The following is an 18,196-nucleotide window of genomic DNA, read 5'->3' on the forward strand; positions in this document are numbered from 1 at the left end:
GCTCGACGAACTGCGGCGGCAAGCACGTTGACCACGCGACGCACGCCTCCTCCCCATGGGCCCGACGCGCCCGAGGCGCACCTGCGGCGCATGAACCGCGTGCTCGACCACATCGACGCGCACCTCGCCGACGACCTGCGGCTGGAGGCGCTGGCCGAGGTGGCGGCGTTCTCGCCCTTCCATTTCCATCGGGTGTTCCGCGCCTGGACCGGCGAGACCCTGCTCGACTTCGTGCGCCGGCGCCGGCTCGAGGCCGCCGGCGGGCGCCTGCGCCACGCGCCGCGCGACAGCATCACGACCATCGCGTTCGCGGTCGGCTTCGAATCGGGCGAGGCGTTCTCGCGGGCGTTCAAGCAGCACTTCGGCATGACGCCGACCGCCTGGCGGCGCGGCGGGCAGCTGCTGTGGGAGCGCCGGCAACGCATGGTGCGCACCCGGCAGCCGGTGAGCCAGCGCTACCCGGTGGTGCTGAAGCAGCTGCCCGAGTGCGAGGTGCTGTACTGGCGGGTGCAGGGCCGCTACGACACGATGGTCTCGCAGGCCTGGGCCGCGTTCATGCCGCACATCGAGGCGCTGGGGCTGGCCGGGCAGATGCGGCTGGGCATGGGGCTGGACGATCCGGACATCGCGCCGGTGTCGCGCTGCCGCTTCGACGCCTGCGTGGTGCTGCCGCCGAATTGGCACGAACCGGTCAGCGGGCGGATGTCGCGCAAGCGCGTGGCCGGCGGCCTGCACGCCTGCCTGGCCTACGAGGGGACGGGCCCCTCGATGCAGCACGCGTGGCGGCAGTTGCTCAACGACTGGCTCCCGACCTCGGGGCTGATGGTCGGGGACGTGCCGTTCTTCGAGACCTATCCGGTGGGGCAGCCCCTGCCGCCCGAAGACCGGGTGATCTGCGAACTCTGCATGCCGGTCCAGCGCTGACGGCTACGCGGTGGCCAATCCGTGCCGCTGGCGCACCACGCGCCGGTGCGTGGCCCGCGCCGATGGCACCCAGCCCTGCCGGTACCAGCGCGCCGCCATCGTCAACCCTCGCAGCCACTCATCCGCCGCATACGCGATCCACACGCCGACCAGCCCGAGCCCGAAGTACACGCCCAGCAGCCACGCGCCGCCGGCCATCACGAACACCATCGACGCGGCACCGGCCATCACCGGGAACTTCGCGTCGCCGGTCGCGCGCAGCGCGTTGATCACGACCAGGTTGAAGGTGCGGCCCGGCTCCAGCAGCACCGTGATCCACAGCAGCGTGGTCGCGGCCTGGATGATGTGCGGGTCGTGCGTGAAGAGCTGCATCGTCCAGCGGGCCGTCAGCGCACCGACCAGCGCGAGGCTGGTCGACACCACGAGCCCCCAGCGCAGGCTCTTGCGCACCAGCCGGTGCGCCGCATGCAGCTGGCCGGCGCCGATCAGGTGGCCGACCAGGATCTCGCTGGCGAAGCCGATCGCGAGACCGAACACCAGGATGAAATACATGATCTGCATCGTGTAGCTGTGCACCGCGAGTTCGGCCGCGCCCATGCGCGCCACCAGCGCGATCGTCACCAGCAGCGCGAGCCGGTAGGCCACGTTCTCGGCCGCGCCCGGCAGCCCGATGTGCAGCACCGGTCCGAGCCGGCGCCAGCGCATCACCCACCAGTCGCGCGCGCTCGGCACCAGGTCGAGCCGGCGCTGCCACAGCCACAGGTGGAAGCCGACGCCGAAGGCGCGGCTCAGCGCCATCGCGAGCGCGAAGCCCGGCAGCCCGAGCCCCGGCACCGGACCGAAGCCGGTCATCAGCGGCGTGCAGATCAGCAGGTGCAGGCTGTGCATCGCCAGCATGTTCATCAGCGTGTCGCGCGCATGCAGGTGGGCCCGCATCACCGACGACATGCTGGCGTTGAACGCGTCGAGCGCCAGCGCGACGGCCAGCACCCGCAGGTAGGGCCCGGCGATCGGCAGCACGTCGGCCGGCGCGTTCAGCAGCGAGAGCAGGGGGTTCGCGCAGGCCGCGACCACCAGCCCGGCGCCCAGGCCCAGCCAGGTGCTCGCGCCGAGCGCGGCGCGCGCGGTCTCGTCGGCGCCCTTGCGGTTGCCGGCGCCCAGGTTCTGCGTGATCACCACGCTGACGCCCATGCTGATGATGCGGAACAGCAGGAAGAACGAGGCCTGCACGTTGTTCGCGAGCGCGAACGCGCCGGATGCGGTGTCCGATTGCCGCGACGCGAGCCACAACCCAGTCAGCCCGACCAGCAGCCCGAGCACCAGCTCGGCCAGCAGCGGCCAGGTGAGCGCGATCAGGCTCGGGCGGGGCGCGGCAGGGGCGGTGGGGATGGAGCGGATGGGGGCCGGCATGAGGACAGGATTCGCGAAACCGCCATCATGGCCGCAATCGGTTGCGCGTGTCTGCGCTATCTTGCTGCGGACCTTGCTGCGGACCGTGCTCAGGCTGGCTTGTGCTTCTTCGGCCCGCGCAGGAACTCGCGGTCGACGTCGAGCGTCGACTTCACGCCGATGTCGGCCCGGTGCTTCTTCAGCCAGCTCGTCGCCGCGGTGCGTCCGAGCGCGAACAGGTCTTCGAGGAAGGCGCGGTCGGTGTTGAACTTGCTGTTTGCGCCATACGGCCCGAGGCCTTCGTCGTCGGCCACCATGTGCAGCCGCAGGTCCTTGTAGCGCCCCGGGTCGAGCTTGCCTTCGCGCACCAGCCGCGAGACGAACGAGATCGCGCGCATCTCCGACATCAGGCTCGCGTTGAAGGTGATCTCGCTGAGCCGGTCCATGATCTCCTCGCTGCGCGTCGGCGTGCCCTCGCGCACCAGCGGGTTGATGCGCACCAGCAGGATGTCGAGCGCCGCGGTCTGGTAGATCAGCGGGTAGATGGCCGGGTTGCCGGTGTAGCCGCCGTCCCAGTAGGGCTCGCCGTCGATGTGCACCGCCTGGAACAGGAACGGCAGGCAGGCCGACGCGAGCAGCACGTCGACCGTGATGTCGCGGCCGGTGAACACGCGCGCCTGGCCGGTCGTCACGCTGGTCGCGGTGATGAACAGCCGCAGCCCGCTCGCATGCACCGCGTCTTCGTCGACGTGGCGGCGCAGCACGTCGCGCAGCGGGTTCAGGTTGAGCGGGTTGAATTCGTAGGGGCTGAACGAGCGGAAGAACGAGCTCATCCACTGGTAGCCCGGCAGCTTGTCGAGCTTGAAGTTGTCGCTCAGCGAATGGGCCTGGCCGGCCGAGAACGGCGAGAAGATCGAACCGGAGCGGCTGACGTCGCGCCAGAACTCGGTCAGCGCCGCGCGCGCGCCGTCGCGGCCGCCCTTCTTGTAGCCGCTGGCCATCACCGCGGCATTCAGCGCGCCGGCGCTGGTGCCCGAGACGCCGCTGAAGTGCAGCCCGTCGTCTTCCAGCAGCCGGTCGAGCACGCCCCAGGTGAAGGCGCCGTGCGAGCCGCCGCCCTGCAGCGCGAGGTCGAGGCCGAGCGTGGCCGGGGCGTCGCCACCGTTCTTCGGGTGGGAGATCGTTTCGTGTACTGCCATCGGGATGCACCTCGGGTTAACCCGGGGCAGTCTAAGTCGGATGGGATTCGCCCGTGTTTCCGTCGGTCACCGTGCCGGGACCGGCCGGGGGCTCGACCGGCACCTGCACCGGGAACTGCACCGGAAAGCGCACCGTGAAGCGCGCCCCCGGCCCGAAGGCCACGCCGCCCTGCTCGCTCAGGCCCGGGCGGTGCCGCAGGTTGGCGTCTTCCAGCGTGATCTCGGCGCCGTGCTGCTGCGCGATCTCGCGCACGATCGCGAGCCCGAGTCCCGAGCCGTCGACGTTGGTGCCCAGCGAGCGGTAGAACGGCTGGAACACCTTGTCGCGCTCGGCGGCCGGGATGCCCGGGCCGGAGTCTTCCACCTGCACCACCACCACCTGGCCGAACGGGTCGTCGACGGCCCGCACCGTGACCGTGCCGCCCTCGGGCGTGTACTGCAGCGCGTTGTCGACCAGGTTGCGGATCAGCTCGCGCAGCAGCACCGGCTGGCCGGAGACCGACAGCCCGGCCGCGCCGCGCCGCGTGGTCTCGGGGCCTTCGTAGCCGAGGTCGATGCGCTTCTCCAGCGCGCGCGGCACGAAATCGTGCACCGCCTCGGCCGCCAGCCGCGCCAGGTTGACCGGCTGGTGCTGCAGCGCCTGCGAGGCGTCCTCGGCGCGCGCCATCGCGAGCAGCTGGTTGACCATGCGGGCGGCGCGCTGGCTGGCGCGCGCGATCTGCTGCAGCGACTTCTTCAGCGCCTGCGGATCGCGCTCGCCGGCATCGATCTCGCGCTGCGCCAGCTCGGCCTGCGTGCGCAGCCCGGCCAGCGGCGTCTTCAGCTGGTGCGCCGCGTCGGCCAGGAAGTGCTTCTGCGCGCCGATGCTGCGGTCCAGCCGGGCCAGCAGGTCGTTGATCGCGCGCACCAGCGGCGAGACCTCCTCGGGCGCGTCGCGCTCGTCGATCGGGCTCAGGTCGTGGCTCTCGCGACGGCGGATGCGCTGCTGCAGCTCGTTCAGCGGCGCGATGCCGCGCGCGAGCGCCAGCCACACCAGCAGCACCGCCAGCGGCAGGATCACGAACTGCGGCAGCATCACGCCCTTGATGATCTCGGTGGCCAGCCGCGAACGCTTGCCCAGCGTCTCGGCCACCTGCACGATCGGCGCCTCGACGCCGGCCGCCATGCTGCCCGGCAACCCGATGCGCACGTAGGCGATGCGCACCGGCTCGCGGTTGATCTCGTCGTCGCGGTAGCGCACCACGCCGGGCGCGGCGCGCTCTTCGTCGTTGGGCATCGGCAGCGCGCGGTCGCCGCTCAGGTACTGCCCGTCGAGGCCGAGCACCTGGTAGTACAGCGTGTCGGTCTCGTCGGTGTGCAGCAGCTCGGCGGCGCTGGCCGGCAGCGCGAAGCTGGCCGACGGCAGCGTGCCGCCGCCGGCGTCCTGCACCGTGACCTGCTGCGACAGCACGCGGGCCATCTCGCCGAGCTGGCGGTCGAACGGCTTGTTGGCGATGCCCTGCGCGACCAGCCAGGTCAGCACCACGCTCATCGGCCACAGCAGCAGCAGCGGCGCGAGCATCCAGTCGAGGATCTCGCCGAACAGGGAGCGTTGCTCTTTCAAGCCGCGATCTTTTCCAGGCAGTAGCCCAGCCCGCGCACCGTCGCGATCCGCACCGGGCCCTGCTCGATCTTCTTGCGCAGCCGGTGGATGTAGACCTCGATCGCGTTGTTGCTGACCTCTTCGCCCCATTCGCACAGCCGCTCGACCAGCTGGTCCTTGCTGACCAGCCGGCCGGCGCGCTGCAGCAGCACCTCGAGCAGGCTCAGCTCGCGCGCCGACAGCTCGACCATCTGGTCGTTCAGGTAGGCGACGCGGCCGGTCGCGTCGAAGGTCAGCGGCCCGTGCCGGATCACGCTCGACGCAGTGCCCAGGCCGCGCCGCGTCAGCGCACGCACGCGGGCTTCCAACTCCTGCAGCGAGAACGGCTTGGCCATGTAGTCGTCGGCGCCGAGGTCGAGGCCCTGCACGCGCTGCTCAACGCTGTCGGCCGCGGTGAGGATCAGCACCGGCACCGCCGAGCCGCGGGCGCGCAGCTTGCGCAGCACCTCGAGCCCGTGCAGCTTCGGCAGGCCGAGGTCGAGGATCAGCAGGTCGAACTCATGGGCCGACAGGGCCGCGTCGGCCTCGGTGCCGCTCGCCACGTGGTCGACCGCGTAGCCCCCATTGCGCAGCGAGCGCAGCAGCCCGTCGGCCAACACCTGGTCGTCTTCGGCGATCAACACGCGCATGGCTGCCTCCTGTGCGGCTCATGACCCGGCCGCTGCGGGATTGTAGGGAGTGGCCTCGGGGGGATTTCTCGCGAGAAAAGACTGTACAAACATCCAGCCTTTGCCATAATCCGCGCAACTCTAGGAGATCGCCCCATGGATGCCCCCGTCAAAGCCGCCACCCTCAATACCGAAAAGGCCAAGGCCCTGCAAGCTGCGCTGGCGCAGATCGAAAAGCAGTTCGGCAAGGGCTCGATCATGCGGCTCGGCGAAGGCGAGGTGATCGAAGACATCGAGGTCGTCTCCACCGGATCGCTCGGCCTCGATGCCGCGCTGGGCGTTGGCGGCCTGCCGCGCGGCCGGGTGGTCGAGATCTACGGCCCCGAATCGTCGGGCAAGACCACGCTGACGCTGCAGGTCATCTCCGAAATGCAGAAGCTCGGTGGCACCTGCGCCTTCATCGATGCCGAGCACGCGCTCGATACCGCGTATGCCCAGAAGCTGGGCGTCAACCTGCAAGAGCTGCTGATCAGCCAGCCCGACACCGGCGAGCAGGCGCTCGAGATCGTCGACGCGCTGGTGCGCTCCGGCTCGGTCGACCTGGTGGTGATCGACTCGGTCGCGGCGCTCACGCCCAAGGCCGAAATCGAAGGCGAGATGGGCGATTCGCTGCCCGGCCTGCAGGCCCGCCTGATGAGCCAGGCGCTGCGCAAGCTCACCGGCACCATCAAGAAGACCAACACCATGGTCATCTTCATCAACCAGATCCGCATGAAGATCGGCGTGATGTTCGGCAGCCCCGAAACCACCACCGGCGGCAATGCGCTGAAGTTCTACGCGTCGGTGCGGCTCGACATCCGCCGCATCGGCAGCATCAAGAAGGGCGAAGAAGTCATCGGCAACGAGACCAAGGTCAAGGTCGTCAAGAACAAGGTGTCGCCGCCGTTCAAGACCGCCGAATTCGACATCCTCTACGGCCAGGGCATCAGCCGCGAAGGCGAGGTGATCGACATGGGCGTCGAGGCCAAGGTGCTCGAGAAGTCCGGTGCCTGGTACGCCTACAACGGCGAGAAGATCGGCCAGGGCAAGGACAACGCCCGCGAGTTCCTGCGCGAGAACCCCGACCTGTCGGTCGAGATCGAGAACAAGGTGCGCGAGGCGATGGGCATCCCACTGCTGCCGACCAGCGGTGGCGGGGCTGCTGCCGACGAGGCCAAGCCGTCGAAGAAGGCGGCGAAAGAGCCCAAGGAATCGAAAGAGCCGAAAGAGCCGAAGGAAGCCCGCGAGTAATCGCGGGAGCGCAGCACCCGTCCGGCGGTGGCGATGAAACGGCGGCTGTCGCTGCGCGGGCGCGGCGTGCAGTTGCTGTCACAGCGCGAGCACAGCCGGCAGGAGCTGCGGCGCAAGCTGCTGCAGCATCTGCGGAAGCTGCACAGCGAGGCGGAGTCCGGGCTCCCCGAGCCCATCGAGCCCACCGAACCCATTGATGCCGACCAGCAAGTCGACGACGTGCTGACGTGGCTGCAGGACAAGGGCTACTTCAGCGAGCAACGCTTCGTCGAGAGCCGGGTCCATGTGCGCGAGGGCCGCTACGGCAACCTGCGCATCCGCCAGGAACTGGCGCAGCACGGTGTCGCGCTCGATGCCGACACCACGGCAAGACTCAAGGACAGTGAACTCGCGCGCGCCCACGAAGTGTGGCTGCGCAAATTCGGCGCGCCGGCCGCGGAGGCCGCCGGGCGCGCCAAACAGATGCGGTTCCTGTCGAGCCGCGGTTTCTCACCCGAGGTGATCCGCCGCGTCGTCAAAGGCGGGGCCGAGGTCGAGGGTGACGACGGCTGACGCCTGAGGTGGCGCCCGAACCGGTGCCCGATCAGGCGGCCTTGGCGGCCTGCTTCGTTGCCGACCCAGCCGCCGCTTCACGCAGTTGGCGGGTTTCCTTCTTGACATGCTTCGCGCGCTTTTGCTTTTGCCTGCGAATGGCGCGGTCCTTGTCGGCGCTCATGGCGTTCTCCGGTGTGTTGGTTGAAAGACCCGCGGTTGTACCACTGTTGGCGCACGCCCCGCCGCGCCGGGCGCCGGTTGCGGGTACAACCGCTCACTCATTCCCGACCCCGACAAGGCAAACCCATGAACTGGATCATCCTGGTGGCCGCAGGCCTCTTCGAAATCGGCTGGGCGATCGGCCTGAAGTACACCGAAGGCTTCACGCGCCTGTGGCCCTCGATCGGCACGGTGGCGGCGATGGTCATCAGCGTGTGCCTGCTGGGCTACGCGATGAAGTCGCTGCCGGTCGGCACGGCCTACGCGGTGTGGGTCGGCGTCGGCGCGGTCGGCACCGCGATCCTCGGCATCGTGCTGTTCGGTGAACCGGCTACTGCGGCACGTCTGGCGAGCCTCGCGCTGATCGTGGCCGGCATCGTCGGGCTGAAGCTGGCGAGCCCGGCCTGAGCCTGCGCTGCGAGGCTCAATACAACAGCCGGCAGCGGATCGTGTCCGGCAACGACGCCAGGTCCGCCAGCGCCGCCTCGGGCGCCGCGGTGTCGACGTCGATGACGACATAGCCCACCTCGTCGCGCGTGCTCAGGTACTGCGCTGCGACGTTGATGCCCGCCTTCGACAGCCGCTCGTTCACGCGCGCGATCACGCCCGGCACGTTGCGGTGGATGTGCAGCAGCCGGCTGCGGCCGGTGTGCTCTGGCAGCGCCACCTCGGGGAAGTTGACCGCCGAGGTCGTCGACCCGTTGTTGCTGTAGCGCACCAGCTTCGCGGCCACTTCCTTGCCGATGTTGGCCTGCGCCTCCAGCGTCGAGCCGCCGATGTGCGGCGTCAGGATCACGTTGTCCATGCCGACCAGCGGCGATTCGAAGCGTGCGTCGTTGCCTTGCGGCTCCTCCGGAAACACGTCGATCGCCGCGCCGAGCAGGTGGCCGTCCTTCAGCGCCTCGGCCAGCGCATCGATGTCGACCACCGTGCCGCGCGACGCATTGATCAGGTGAGCACCGCGCTTCATCGCGCGGATCTGCGCGCGCCCCATCAGGCCCTTGGTCGACGGCAGCTCCGGCAGGTGCAGCGTGACCACGTCGGACGCGGCGAGCACCTCGTCGAGGCTGTCCATCGCGCGCGCATTGCCGAGCGGCAGCTTGGCCTCGATGTCGTGGAAGACGACGGCCATGCCGAGCTGCTCGGCCAGCACGCCGATCTGCGTGCCGATGTGGCCGTAGCCGACGATGCCGAGCGTCTTGCCGCGCACCTCGAACGAGTTCTCGGCGCTCTTGGTCCAGCCGTTGCGATGCAGGATCGCGCTCTTCGCCGGAATGCCGCGCATCAGCATGATGATCTCGGCCAGCACCAGCTCGGCCACGCTGCGGGTGTTCGAGAACGGCGCGTTGAACACCGGCACGCCCAGGTCCATCGCGGCGCGCAGGTCGACTTGGTTGGTGCCGATGCAGAAGCAGCCGACCGCTGCCAGCTTCGGCGCGGCCTTCAGCACCTCGGCCGTCAGCTGGGTGCGCGAGCGGATGCCGAGGAAGTGCGCATCGGCGATCGCGTCGTGCAACGCGCCGCCCGCGAGCGCCTTCGCATGGGTGACGACCTGCGAGTAGCCGTCGCGCTTCAACACGTCGACGGCCGAGGCATGAATGCCTTCGAGCAGCACGAACTTGAGCTTGTCCTTCGGGACCGAGAGTCTGTGGTTCATCGCCCGATTGTTGAACAGCCGAATCGGCCCCATTCGGCGGAAGGGCATGCACCGGTTAGAGTCCCGGGGCAGCGCCTGCTGTCGTCCGTGTTGTATTTCCTGTCCGTGAGTGCCTCCCCCACCGTGAATCTTCCGAACCCGCGCCATGCAGCGCGCGTGCCCGCGCACGTCTCGCCCGAGCAGCTCGCCCGTATCCGCCAGGCCGCCTACGCGCTGCCGCAGGTGGTCAAGCCTGCCGACTATTTCGATGAGCATGCCTCGGGGCTGGACGAGCGCCTCGACAAGCTCGGCCTCGTGCTGCTGCAGAAGGCGGTGGCCGGCGCCCGGCCGAGCCGCTGGATCGCGCCTGACGTGATGGACTCGGCGCTGCAGCACCTCGACGCGGTCGGCAACGGCCCCGAAGTGCGCACCGTGATGCTGGACCGCATGGCCGCGCTCGATGCGCTGGGCATCGTGCGCGAGGGAGGCCGCTGGACGCGCCTGATCAGCCAGCCGCTGCAGCTCGCCGACGTGAACTGGCGCGTGCCGGTGATGTTCCGCATCCCGATCGCGTCCGAGCCGGTGTGGGCGTTCTTCCGCGACGGCGACAAGCCGGCGTTGCTGGCCGCGCTCGGGCCGATCGAAGCCTGGCCGCATGCCGGCGAGGTGCAGGCCGCGCTCGAAGCGCTGGTTCAGCGCAGCCGCGCGCACAACCCGCGTCACCTCGACATGCTGCTGCCGCGCCTGCTCGCCGAATGCGCCACGCCGCAGCCAGTGGCCGACCTGCGCGCCGCTTGCGTGCGCGCCCAGGAGCGCTGGGAGCACCAGGTGTCCGAACTCGACACGCTGGCCGGGCTGAACAGCGAACTCGCGTTCCAGGGCTACCCGGACACCTTCGTGAAGGCGCGCCGCCTGCAGCGCAACGTGACGCTCTACGTCGGCCCGCCCAACAGCGGCAAGACCTACGCCGCGTTCGAGCAGCTCGCGAAGGCGAAGGACGGTGCCTACCTGGCGCCGCTGCGCCTGCTGGCGCTCGAAGGCCGCGACCGGCTGGTCGGCCGCGGCGTGGCCTGCTCGCTGCTGACCGGCGAAGAGAACGTGCCGGCCGAAGGCGCCGGGCTGGTGTCGAGCACCATCGAGATGGTGAACACCAACAAGGTGGTCGACACCGCGGTGATCGACGAGGCCCAGATGATCTTCGACCCGTACCGCGGCTGGGCGTGGACGCAGGCGATCGTCGCGGTGCCGGCCAGCGAGGTGATCATCATCTGCTCGGCCTACGCGGCGCCGGCGATCGAGAACCTGCTGGGCCTGTGCGGCGAGCGCTGCAGCGTGCGGCATTTCGAGCGCAAGCAGCATGTGCAGCTGCTCGAGGCGCCGGTGCCGATCGGCGCGCTGACCAAGGGCGATGCGGTGGTGGCCTTCAGCCGGCGCGACGTGCTGACGCTGCGCGACCAGATCGCGGCCGGCGGCCACCCGGTGTCGGTGATCTACGGCGCGTTGCCGCCCGAGGTGCGCCGGCGCGAGGCCGAGCGCTTCGCGCAGGGCGAATCGCATGTGCTGGTCGCCACCGACGCGATCGGCATGGGCCTGAACCTGCCGATCCGGCGCGTGCTGTTCAGCACCATGAGCAAGTTCGACGGCCAGGGCGACCGGCCGCTGGACGAATCCGAGGTGCACCAGATCGGCGGCCGTGCCGGCCGCTTCGGCATGCATGAAGAGGGCTTTGTCGGCGTGCTGAAAGAGGCCGAGCCGCAGGCGCTGCGCATGCTGAAGGAGCGCCTGCCGCGCACCCCGCGCGCGCCACGCGACTTCAAGGCGCCGGTGGCACCGAACGGCTGGCACGTCGACACCATCGCGTCGCGCCTGCACAAGACGCAGCTGCGCGAGGTGCTTGGCGTCTTCATGGAGCAGTTGAAGCTCGACAACGCGCACTTCGCGGTGGCCGAGCTGGAGCAGATGCTCGAGCTGGCCGAGCAGCTCGACCGCAGCGCCGCCAAGCTGACGCTGAAGGAGCGCTTCATCTACGCGCAGGCGCCGGTCGACACGCGCACCGTCTCGCAGGTGCAGGAGTTCCTCGACTGGAGCAGCAGCCATGCGCTGACCGGCCGCGCCGGCTCGCCGTGGTTCCTGCAGGACGTGGACGGTCACAGCCGGCTCGACCGCATGGAGCAGGCGCTGCGCTCGTGCACGCTGTGGCTGTGGCTCGATCTGCGCTTCCCTGGCGTCTACGGCAAGGTCGACGAGGTGACGGCGCTGCGCAGCCAGCTGAACGACGGCATCGAGCGGCAACTGAAGGGCAAGCGGCCGCTGGCGCAGGTGCGGCATCGCACGCGGCGCTGAGCGCTGACCCCCTGACACACCGACTTCGCCGCACGGCGTCACAATCCCCTCCTTTCCCGCTTGTCGCTTTCCCCATGAGTTCAACGCCCCCTTCCCCGGCCACGCCCGCAGAGCTGCCTGTCGACGACATCTCCGTTGCCGACGCTTCTGCCGCCGACACGCCTGTCGAGGCGCCCGCCGATGTGTCTGCAGAAGCGACAGCCGATGTGCCTGGGGAGGTGACTGCGAAAGCGCCCGCCAAGGCGCCGGGCATGAGCCCCGCGGCCTGCGCGCAGGAGCTGCGCCAGCGCTTCCCCGCGCTGTTCGACGGCCCGCCGAAGCCGCTGAAGCTGCGCACCCACGTCGACATCGAGGCGCGCGCGCCCGGCGTGTTCAGCAAGCAGGTGCTGACGGCGTTCTTCCGCCGCTACACCGGCAGCACCTCGTACCTGCTGTCGGTGGCCCGCGGCCGCCAGCGCTTCGACCTGGACGGCAAGCCCGGCGGCGAGATCAGCGACGAGCACCGCCAGATCGCGGTCGACGAACTGACGCGGCGTGGCGTCGGCCTGCAATCGCGGCGCGAACTCGAAGAGCAGCAGCGGCGCAACCGGGCCGGCCTGCTGTTCGACTACGAGCGCACGACGCTGACGCGGGCGAACTTCTGCGTGCTGAAGCAGGTGGCCGAGGAAGAACTCGACGGCCTGCTGGAGATCGCGCGAGCCGAAGCGGCGCAGCAGGCACAGCAGCAGCCACGGCGCCCGCCGGCTGACGCGCGCCCGCCGGGCCGCCCGCCCGGCCCGCGCCGCGACGGCCCGCCGCAAGGTCCGCGCGGACGCGGCCCGCGCACTGACGAAGGGCGTCGGCGCTAGCGTGAACGGGTCGAACGCCGCGACACCGCCGGACGCTGCCGAATGGGGTGACTTCGCAGCCGACCTGGACATCGCCTACGCCTACCGCCAGTTCGCCGACAAGACGCGCGAGCAGGCGCTGGCCTTGTTCGAGCACAGCGACGTGCTGTCGCGCGCCGAAGACCTGGGCGCGATGCCGGCCGGGCCGTTCCGCTTCTACATGCCGGTGTTCCGCGACTTCGTCGTGTCGCCGCGCATCTTCGAGATCAACCAGGGCCTGTACGCGTCGACCGCGGCCGATGCGTTCCTGAACCTGATCATGCGGCGGCTCGAGGACGAGCCCGAGGCCATCGTGCCGCTGATGCCCGAGCTGCTGCCGGCGGTCGAGTACCTGGCCGAGAACCAGGCGCGCTACGACGCCGACGAAGACGTCTACGGCAGCTTCTTCGATGTGCTGGCGGCGATCCGCGAAACGCTGCGCGTGCGGTCCGGCGAGCCGTCGGTCCAGGGGCCGCCGGCGCGCTACCTGCACCTGGTGCCGGGTGGCGCGTTGCCCGACCTGTCGGCGCTGGCGCCGTTCCGCGCCGTCGTGATGATCGATGCCAAGCTGACGCTGACCTGGCAGATCGAGGTCAGCGACTGGCTGGTGGACAGTGGTTGCCTGCACGTGATGGCCTGGGGCAAGGACGCGAGCCTGTGGGATCACTCGGTCGCGATGGCCAACCTGGAGCAATGCGGCTTCGGGCCGATCCCGAAGGAAGCGCAGGTGGTGACGGTGTCGCACGAGGTCGAGTCGCTCGGCGAGGTGCTGTGGTTCTGCAAGCACTGCGCGAACCATCCGGTGGTGGAGTTGCAGCACACGGTGCTGATCGAGATCAGCGACGTGGGGGATGAGGAGATGGTGTTGCAGGCGTATGCGGATGCTTGAAGCTCCGCCTTCGCTCCAGGAACAGCCCACACCCGTTCGCCCTGAGCAGGGACCGAGCTTGTCGAGGGCCCGTCCGTCGAAGGGTTGTGCCCGACGCACACAGGGCCTTCGACAAGCTCAGTCCGAACGGATTCCTTGTGTTCCTGCGGCCACCCCTAGGGTGCTCCGTCGAACCGCTCCCCCAGCCGCTCGGCTTCCTCTGACACCAGCAGCAGCGCCGTGATCGCCATGCGGCGCAGCGCGTCATGCTGCCTGCGGTCGAGCAGAGGCGCCTGATCATCGGCAAGTGCCCACGCGTCCTGCTCCGAGAGTTCGAGCAGATGACGCGTGCCATCGGTGATGTCGATCACCTGGGCGAGCAGGCGACCGATTCGCCGGGACATCATCGGCTGCCGGAGCTGCCTTGAGCGAAGGGGCATGGCGTCGGCCTTTCATCGCGCGGTGCGGACAAGCGAAGCGCCGTATGCGAATTAGTGTTTATGCGAATGAGAGCATAGCATCGACAGTTCCGGGTGTGAAACCCAGCCTGTCTCAGCAATTCGGCGAGTGTGTGCGGGCGCTGCGAACCGAGGCTGGCCTGAGCCAGGTCGAGTTCGGCGAGCGCTGCGGGTTCTATCAAACCTACCTGAGCCGGATCGAGAACGGCCACGCGAACCCGACGCTCAATGCCATCGAAGTCATTGCCAATGCGTTGGGGATGACGGTCTTCGACTTGTTTGACCAGATTCGCCCAGCGGCGGTGGCGCGCAAGAAATGAAGAATCCATGCACCGCCTGACTCGTGGCCTGTTGGCTCTGATGCTGTGTCTCTGCTTCGACACCGCCCACGCAGACGCCTTCTTCAAGCTCGTCGGCTACCAGTGCGACCGCAAGGCGGATCGCCTGGTCCTGACCTACGATGCCGTCGCCAACGGTGCGGGCCAGCGGATGCTGGCCGCGAAGACCGACCAGCAATGGGATCCATGGAGCCTCGTTCACGCGGCCGGCGAGAGCCAGATCGGGTCGATGACGACGGTGCAGCGCACGTGCGCACTGAGCGACGGGCTCTATGCGATCGAGCTCGGCCCGGTGCCGGGGAACATGAACACCGAGGGCCGCTGCGGCGCCTGGATGTCGGCCTGGGCCGAGGTGCGACGCGGGACACGGATCATCTACCCCCATGCCGATTTCGAATCGGGCGTCGGGTGCTTCTATGCCGACGGCATGATCACCACGCGCGTGGAAATAGCGCCGCGGCGAAACCGACACCGCGTCACCCGGCATCCAGCTGAGGAATTGCTGAGCGACACCTCGGACATGCGCTGAAGCCAGCCGGTAGAGTAGGCCCCCAAGGAGGCTCACCATGCTTGGAGCAATCGCCGGCGACGTGATCGGTTCGATCTACGAGTGGAACAACATCAAGACCAAGGCGTTCGAGCTGATCGGACCGCGCTGCACCTTCACGGATGACACCGTTCTGACCGTCGCGCTGGCCGAGGCCATCCTCGACGGCGCCGACTACGGCCCGCTGCTGAAGGCCTATGCGAGCCGCTACCCGCGGGCCGGCTACGGCGGCCGGTTCAAGCAATGGGCGCGCTCCGACGACCCCACGCCCTACTACAGCTGGGGCAACGGCGCCGCGATGCGCATCAGCCCGGTCGGCTTCGCGTTCGGCTCGCTCGACGAAGTGCTGGCCAAGGCCGACCACTACACCCGCGTCACGCACGACCACCCGGAAGGCATCAAGGGCGCGCAGGCCGTTGCGGCCAGCATCTTCCTGGCCCGCACCGGGCGCAGCCGCGACGACATCATGCGCTACGTCGAGACCACCTTCGGCTACGACCTGTCGCGCCGGCTCGACGACATCCGGCTCGTGTACCGCTACGACAGCTCGTGCCAGGGCACGGTGCCCGAGGCGATCATCGCCTTCCTGGAGTCGACCGACTTCGAGGACGCGATCCGCAATGCGATCTCGATCGGCGGGGACAGCGACACCATCGCCTGCATCACCGGCGGCATTGCGCAGGCTTTCTACGGTGGCGTTCCACCGGCCATCGCCCAACCGGTGATGAGGATCCTGGACGGCCTGTTGCTCACCACGACGAAGCGGTTCATGCAGTCGTACACACCGGAAGCGCCGAAGTGACCGCGCCATCGCAGACCACGTTGCGGGTGATGACGATGGACGACTACGACGCTGTGATCGAGCTGATGAAGGCGACACCGGGCGTCTCGTTCCGCGATGCCGATTCGCGCGACGCCACCGCGCGCTACCTCGAACGCAACCCCGGCCTCAGCTTCGTCGCCGAGAAGGACGGCCGGCTGGTGGGCTGCGTGATGAGCGGGCACGACGGGCGGCGTGGCTACCTGCAGCACCTGGTCGTGCTGCCCGAGCACCGTCGGCAAGGAATCGCGAACGCTCTGGTCGGCCGCTGCCTCACGGCGCTGGAACAGCTCGGAATCCTGAAGTCGCACATCGACGTGTACCGAACCAACGACGTCGGGCAGGCGTACTGGGAAAGCCAGGGCTGGACGCTGCGCACCGACATCCACCGCTACTCGCATGTGCGCCGTGGCGATGAGAACGCGTGACCGGCCCACGTACCTGCAGCCGCGGCTGATGCGAAGACCCCCGACTTCGCGGTTGTCTGAGGCGCCGGCCGTGGGAATGAATCAGTCAAGGTGTCGGCGGCAAGATGCCGTCTCACATCCCTCGCATGAGGACGCGATATGTCCATGACCCTCGAATCCCTCCAGGCTCAAGTGCTGCGTCTGTCGCTGGCCGATCGCGCGAAGCTGCTCGATCGCCTGATCGCCAGCCTCGATGCCGAGGCTGAAGCTGCGTGGGACGATCTGGCGGATCGCCGCGAACGCGAATTGCAAGCGGGAACAGTGGGGGCATTGCCACTGGACGTGGTGATCGCCCGGCTTGAAGCGCGCTTCACGGGTTGAACTCACACTCGCACGGACCAAGCAAGATACATCCCATGCAACTCGACACCCTGACCTCCAACCCCAACCTCGCCGTCGCCTGCACCGCCTACTTCATCGGCTGCGCGAGCCCCGGCCCGAGCATCGTCGCGCTGATGGGCACCGCGATGAACGGCGGGCGGGCACCGGCCTTCGCGCTGGCCGCCGGCATCACGGTGTCGTCGTGGACGCTCGGGCTCACCGCCGCGCTCGGCCTCGCTTCGCTGCTGGCCGCCTGGTCCGGCGCGCTGACCGTGGTCAAGGTGATCGGCGGGCTCTACCTGCTGTGGCTGGCCTTCAAGGCCGGGCGCTCCGCGCTGTCGCGCCACGATGCGGCCGATGCCGGCGCGGCCGGCCGCACCGGCAGCCTGCGGCAGGTGTTCCTGAAGGGCATCGCGATGCACATCACGAACCCGAAGGCGATCTTCGTGTGGCTGTCGACGATCTCGATGGGCCTGCCCGTCCACGCGTCGCCGACCGATTCGCTGGTCGTGTTCGCCGCCTGCGGCCTGCTGGGCGTGCTGATCTTCATCAGCTACGCGCTGCTGTTCTCGACGGCCGTCGCGCGGCGCGTCTACCGCTCCACCCGCCGCGCGTTCGACGGCACGATCGCGGTGTTCTTCGGCTTCGCCGGCCTGCGGATGCTGCTGTCACGCCACCTGTGAAGGTTCAGCGCACGCGCGCCCCCGTCGCCCCGTCGAACACGAACGCCGCCCCCGGATCGAACGCCACGCCGACCCGCCGCCCGACCGCCTGGTCGAAATCCTTCGCGCCCTTCACCGTCAGCTTGTGCGTGCCGATGTGCAGCGTGACGAGCGTGTGGTCGCCGATCAGCTCCACCGCGTAGATCTCGCCCTGCAGCGCACCGCCGTCGGCGATCCGGCAGTCCTCCGGCCGGATGCCGAGCACGCCTTCCGCCAGGCTCGCCGTCACCGGCGTCGGCACGCGAAACCCCGCGCCCTCCAACCACCCGCCCGACAACGCGCCACGCAGGAAGTTCATCGGCGGCGCCCCGATGAAACCGGCGACGAACAAATTGGCCGGGTCGTTGTAGATGCGCGCCGGCGTGTCGAGCTGCTGCAGCACGCCCTTGTCGAGCAGCGCGACGCGGTGCGCCAGCGTCATCGCCTCGACCTGGTCGTGCGTCACGTACAGCGTCGTGATGCCGAGCTGCTGCTGCAGGTGCTTCAGCTCGGCGCGCATGTGACCGCGCAGCTTCGCGTCGAGGTTCGACAGCGGCTCGTCCATCAGGAACACCGACGGCCGCCGCACCATCGCGCGCGCCAGCGCGACGCGCTGGCGCTGCCCGCCGGAGAGCTGCCGCGGGTAGCGGTCGAGCAGCCCGTCGAGCTGCACCTGCTTTGCCACCGCCAGCACCTGCTCGTGCTGCTGCGGCTTCGGCAGGCCGCGCACGTCCAGCGGGTAGGCCACGTTCTCGGCCACCGTCTTGTGCGGGTACAGCGCATAGCTCTGGAACACCATCGCGATGTCGCGGTTCTTCGGCAGCACGTTGGTCACGTCGCGCTCGCCGATCAGGATGCGCCCGGCACTCGCCGTCTCGAGCCCGGCGAACACCCGCAGCGCGGTGCTCTTGCCCGAGCCCGATTCGCCGAGCAGCACCAGGAACTCGCCCGGCTGCACCTGCAGGTTGAAATCGCGCAGCACCTCGACCGCGCCGAAGCGCTTGCCGAGGTGGTCGAAGGTCACCG

At 69.1% G+C, this 18,196-nt stretch carries 21 protein-coding genes; 13 read left to right on the forward strand and 8 right to left on the reverse strand.

Features of this window, described 5'->3' with window-relative positions:
* Window positions 1–27 precede the first annotated feature (27 nt).
* Window positions 28–924, forward strand: coding sequence for an AraC family transcriptional regulator (locus BUE42_RS14490; protein ID WP_143171504.1), 897 nt, complete (start codon window positions 28–30; stop codon window positions 922–924).
* Between the two features lie 3 nt (window positions 925–927).
* Here the strand turns inward: BUE42_RS14490 and BUE42_RS14495 are convergent, their stop codons facing one another.
* From BUE42_RS14495 to BUE42_RS14510, 4 genes are all read right to left on the reverse strand, one after another.
* Complete coding sequence (locus tag BUE42_RS14495; RefSeq protein WP_073465822.1) at window positions 928–2,334, reverse strand: MATE family efflux transporter; 1,407 nt, start codon at window positions 2,332–2,334, stop codon at window positions 928–930.
* An 89-nt stretch (window positions 2,335–2,423) separates the two neighbouring features.
* Window positions 2,424–3,512 carry a patatin-like phospholipase family protein gene (locus BUE42_RS14500; protein ID WP_073465823.1) on the reverse strand — a complete coding sequence of 363 codons (1,089 nt, stop codon included), beginning with the start codon at window positions 3,510–3,512 and terminating at the stop codon, window positions 2,424–2,426.
* 31 nt (window positions 3,513–3,543) lie between these two features.
* Window positions 3,544–5,073 carry a sensor histidine kinase gene (locus BUE42_RS14505; protein ID WP_083614157.1) on the reverse strand — a complete coding sequence of 510 codons (1,530 nt, stop codon included), beginning with the start codon at window positions 5,071–5,073 and terminating at the stop codon, window positions 3,544–3,546.
* Between the two features lie 38 nt (window positions 5,074–5,111).
* Window positions 5,112–5,783 (reverse strand): response regulator, encoded by a 672-nt coding sequence (locus tag BUE42_RS14510; RefSeq protein ID WP_047508488.1) that lies wholly within the window; start codon window positions 5,781–5,783, stop codon window positions 5,112–5,114.
* Between the two features lie 135 nt (window positions 5,784–5,918).
* Between BUE42_RS14510 and recA the strand changes: the two genes are divergently transcribed.
* Window positions 5,919–7,052, forward strand: a complete 1,134-nt coding sequence (recA, locus tag BUE42_RS14515) for a recombinase RecA (RefSeq protein WP_073465824.1) — start codon at window positions 5,919–5,921, stop codon at window positions 7,050–7,052.
* Between the two features lie 33 nt (window positions 7,053–7,085).
* Entirely contained in the window at window positions 7,086–7,604 is a 519-nt protein-coding gene (locus tag BUE42_RS14520; RefSeq protein WP_369822969.1) for a RecX family transcriptional regulator, read from the forward strand.
* A 31-nt stretch (window positions 7,605–7,635) separates the two neighbouring features.
* Here BUE42_RS14520 and BUE42_RS34095 read toward each other — a convergent pair whose 3' ends face one another.
* Window positions 7,636–7,767, reverse strand: a complete 132-nt coding sequence (locus BUE42_RS34095) for a hypothetical protein (protein WP_255376865.1) — start codon at window positions 7,765–7,767, stop codon at window positions 7,636–7,638.
* 125 nt (window positions 7,768–7,892) lie between these two features.
* Between BUE42_RS34095 and sugE the strand changes: the two genes are divergently transcribed.
* Complete coding sequence (sugE, locus tag BUE42_RS14525) at window positions 7,893–8,213, forward strand: quaternary ammonium compound efflux SMR transporter SugE (RefSeq protein WP_073465826.1); 321 nt, start codon at window positions 7,893–7,895, stop codon at window positions 8,211–8,213.
* 16 nt (window positions 8,214–8,229) lie between these two features.
* Here the strand turns inward: sugE and serA are convergent, their stop codons facing one another.
* Window positions 8,230–9,462 carry a phosphoglycerate dehydrogenase gene (serA, locus tag BUE42_RS14530; protein ID WP_073465827.1) on the reverse strand — a complete coding sequence of 411 codons (1,233 nt, stop codon included), beginning with the start codon at window positions 9,460–9,462 and terminating at the stop codon, window positions 8,230–8,232.
* Between the two features lie 123 nt (window positions 9,463–9,585).
* Between serA and BUE42_RS14535 the strand changes: the two genes are divergently transcribed.
* From BUE42_RS14535 to BUE42_RS31605, 3 genes are all read left to right on the forward strand, one after another.
* Window positions 9,586–11,784, forward strand: a complete 2,199-nt coding sequence (locus tag BUE42_RS14535; protein WP_235002340.1) for a helicase-related protein — start codon at window positions 9,586–9,588, stop codon at window positions 11,782–11,784.
* A 251-nt stretch (window positions 11,785–12,035) separates the two neighbouring features.
* The gene (locus tag BUE42_RS14540; RefSeq protein ID WP_235002343.1) at window positions 12,036–12,632 is read left to right on the forward strand and encodes a ProQ/FINO family protein; all 597 of its coding nucleotides are present in this window, start codon (window positions 12,036–12,038) and stop codon (window positions 12,630–12,632) included.
* Between the two features lies 1 nt (window position 12,633).
* Window positions 12,634–13,539 (forward strand): DUF7684 family protein, encoded by a 906-nt coding sequence (locus tag BUE42_RS31605; protein ID WP_083614147.1) that lies wholly within the window; start codon window positions 12,634–12,636, stop codon window positions 13,537–13,539.
* 155 nt (window positions 13,540–13,694) lie between these two features.
* Here the strand turns inward: BUE42_RS31605 and BUE42_RS14550 are convergent, their stop codons facing one another.
* Window positions 13,695–13,922 (reverse strand): hypothetical protein, encoded by a 228-nt coding sequence (locus BUE42_RS14550; RefSeq protein WP_143171505.1) that lies wholly within the window; start codon window positions 13,920–13,922, stop codon window positions 13,695–13,697.
* A 131-nt stretch (window positions 13,923–14,053) separates the two neighbouring features.
* On the opposite strand from BUE42_RS14550, the gene BUE42_RS14555 reads away from it, so the two are divergent.
* The 6 genes from BUE42_RS14555 to BUE42_RS14580 all read left to right on the forward strand — a co-directional run bounded on the left by BUE42_RS14555 (window position 14,054) and on the right by BUE42_RS14580 (window position 17,152).
* The gene (locus BUE42_RS14555; protein ID WP_073465830.1) at window positions 14,054–14,296 is read left to right on the forward strand and encodes a helix-turn-helix domain-containing protein; all 243 of its coding nucleotides are present in this window, start codon (window positions 14,054–14,056) and stop codon (window positions 14,294–14,296) included.
* A 7-nt stretch (window positions 14,297–14,303) separates the two neighbouring features.
* Window positions 14,304–14,843: a hypothetical protein gene (locus BUE42_RS14560; protein ID WP_143171506.1), complete on the forward strand. Its 540-nt coding sequence runs from the start codon at window positions 14,304–14,306 to the stop codon at window positions 14,841–14,843.
* Window positions 14,844–14,880: 37 nt separating this feature from the next.
* Entirely contained in the window at window positions 14,881–15,663 is a 783-nt protein-coding gene (locus BUE42_RS14565; protein ID WP_073465832.1) for an ADP-ribosylglycohydrolase family protein, read from the forward strand.
* Entirely contained in the window at window positions 15,660–16,109 is a 450-nt protein-coding gene (locus BUE42_RS14570; protein WP_235002359.1) for a GNAT family N-acetyltransferase, read from the forward strand. Before BUE42_RS14565 ends, BUE42_RS14570 begins: the two co-directional genes overlap by 4 nt.
* A 138-nt stretch (window positions 16,110–16,247) precedes the next feature.
* Entirely contained in the window at window positions 16,248–16,469 is a 222-nt protein-coding gene (locus BUE42_RS14575; RefSeq protein WP_073465833.1) for an addiction module protein, read from the forward strand.
* 35 nt (window positions 16,470–16,504) lie between these two features.
* Window positions 16,505–17,152 (forward strand): LysE family translocator, encoded by a 648-nt coding sequence (locus BUE42_RS14580; protein WP_143171507.1) that lies wholly within the window; start codon window positions 16,505–16,507, stop codon window positions 17,150–17,152.
* A gap of 4 nt (window positions 17,153–17,156) precedes the next feature.
* Here BUE42_RS14580 and BUE42_RS14585 read toward each other — a convergent pair whose 3' ends face one another.
* Window positions 17,157–18,194, reverse strand: coding sequence for an ABC transporter ATP-binding protein (locus tag BUE42_RS14585; RefSeq protein ID WP_235002361.1), 1,038 nt, complete (start codon window positions 18,192–18,194; stop codon window positions 17,157–17,159).
* Between the last annotated feature and the right edge of the window lie 2 nt (window positions 18,195–18,196).

This window comes from Rhizobacter sp. OV335 (assembly GCF_900142965.1).
Taxonomy (GTDB): Bacteria; Pseudomonadota; Gammaproteobacteria; order Burkholderiales; family Burkholderiaceae_C; genus Rhizobacter.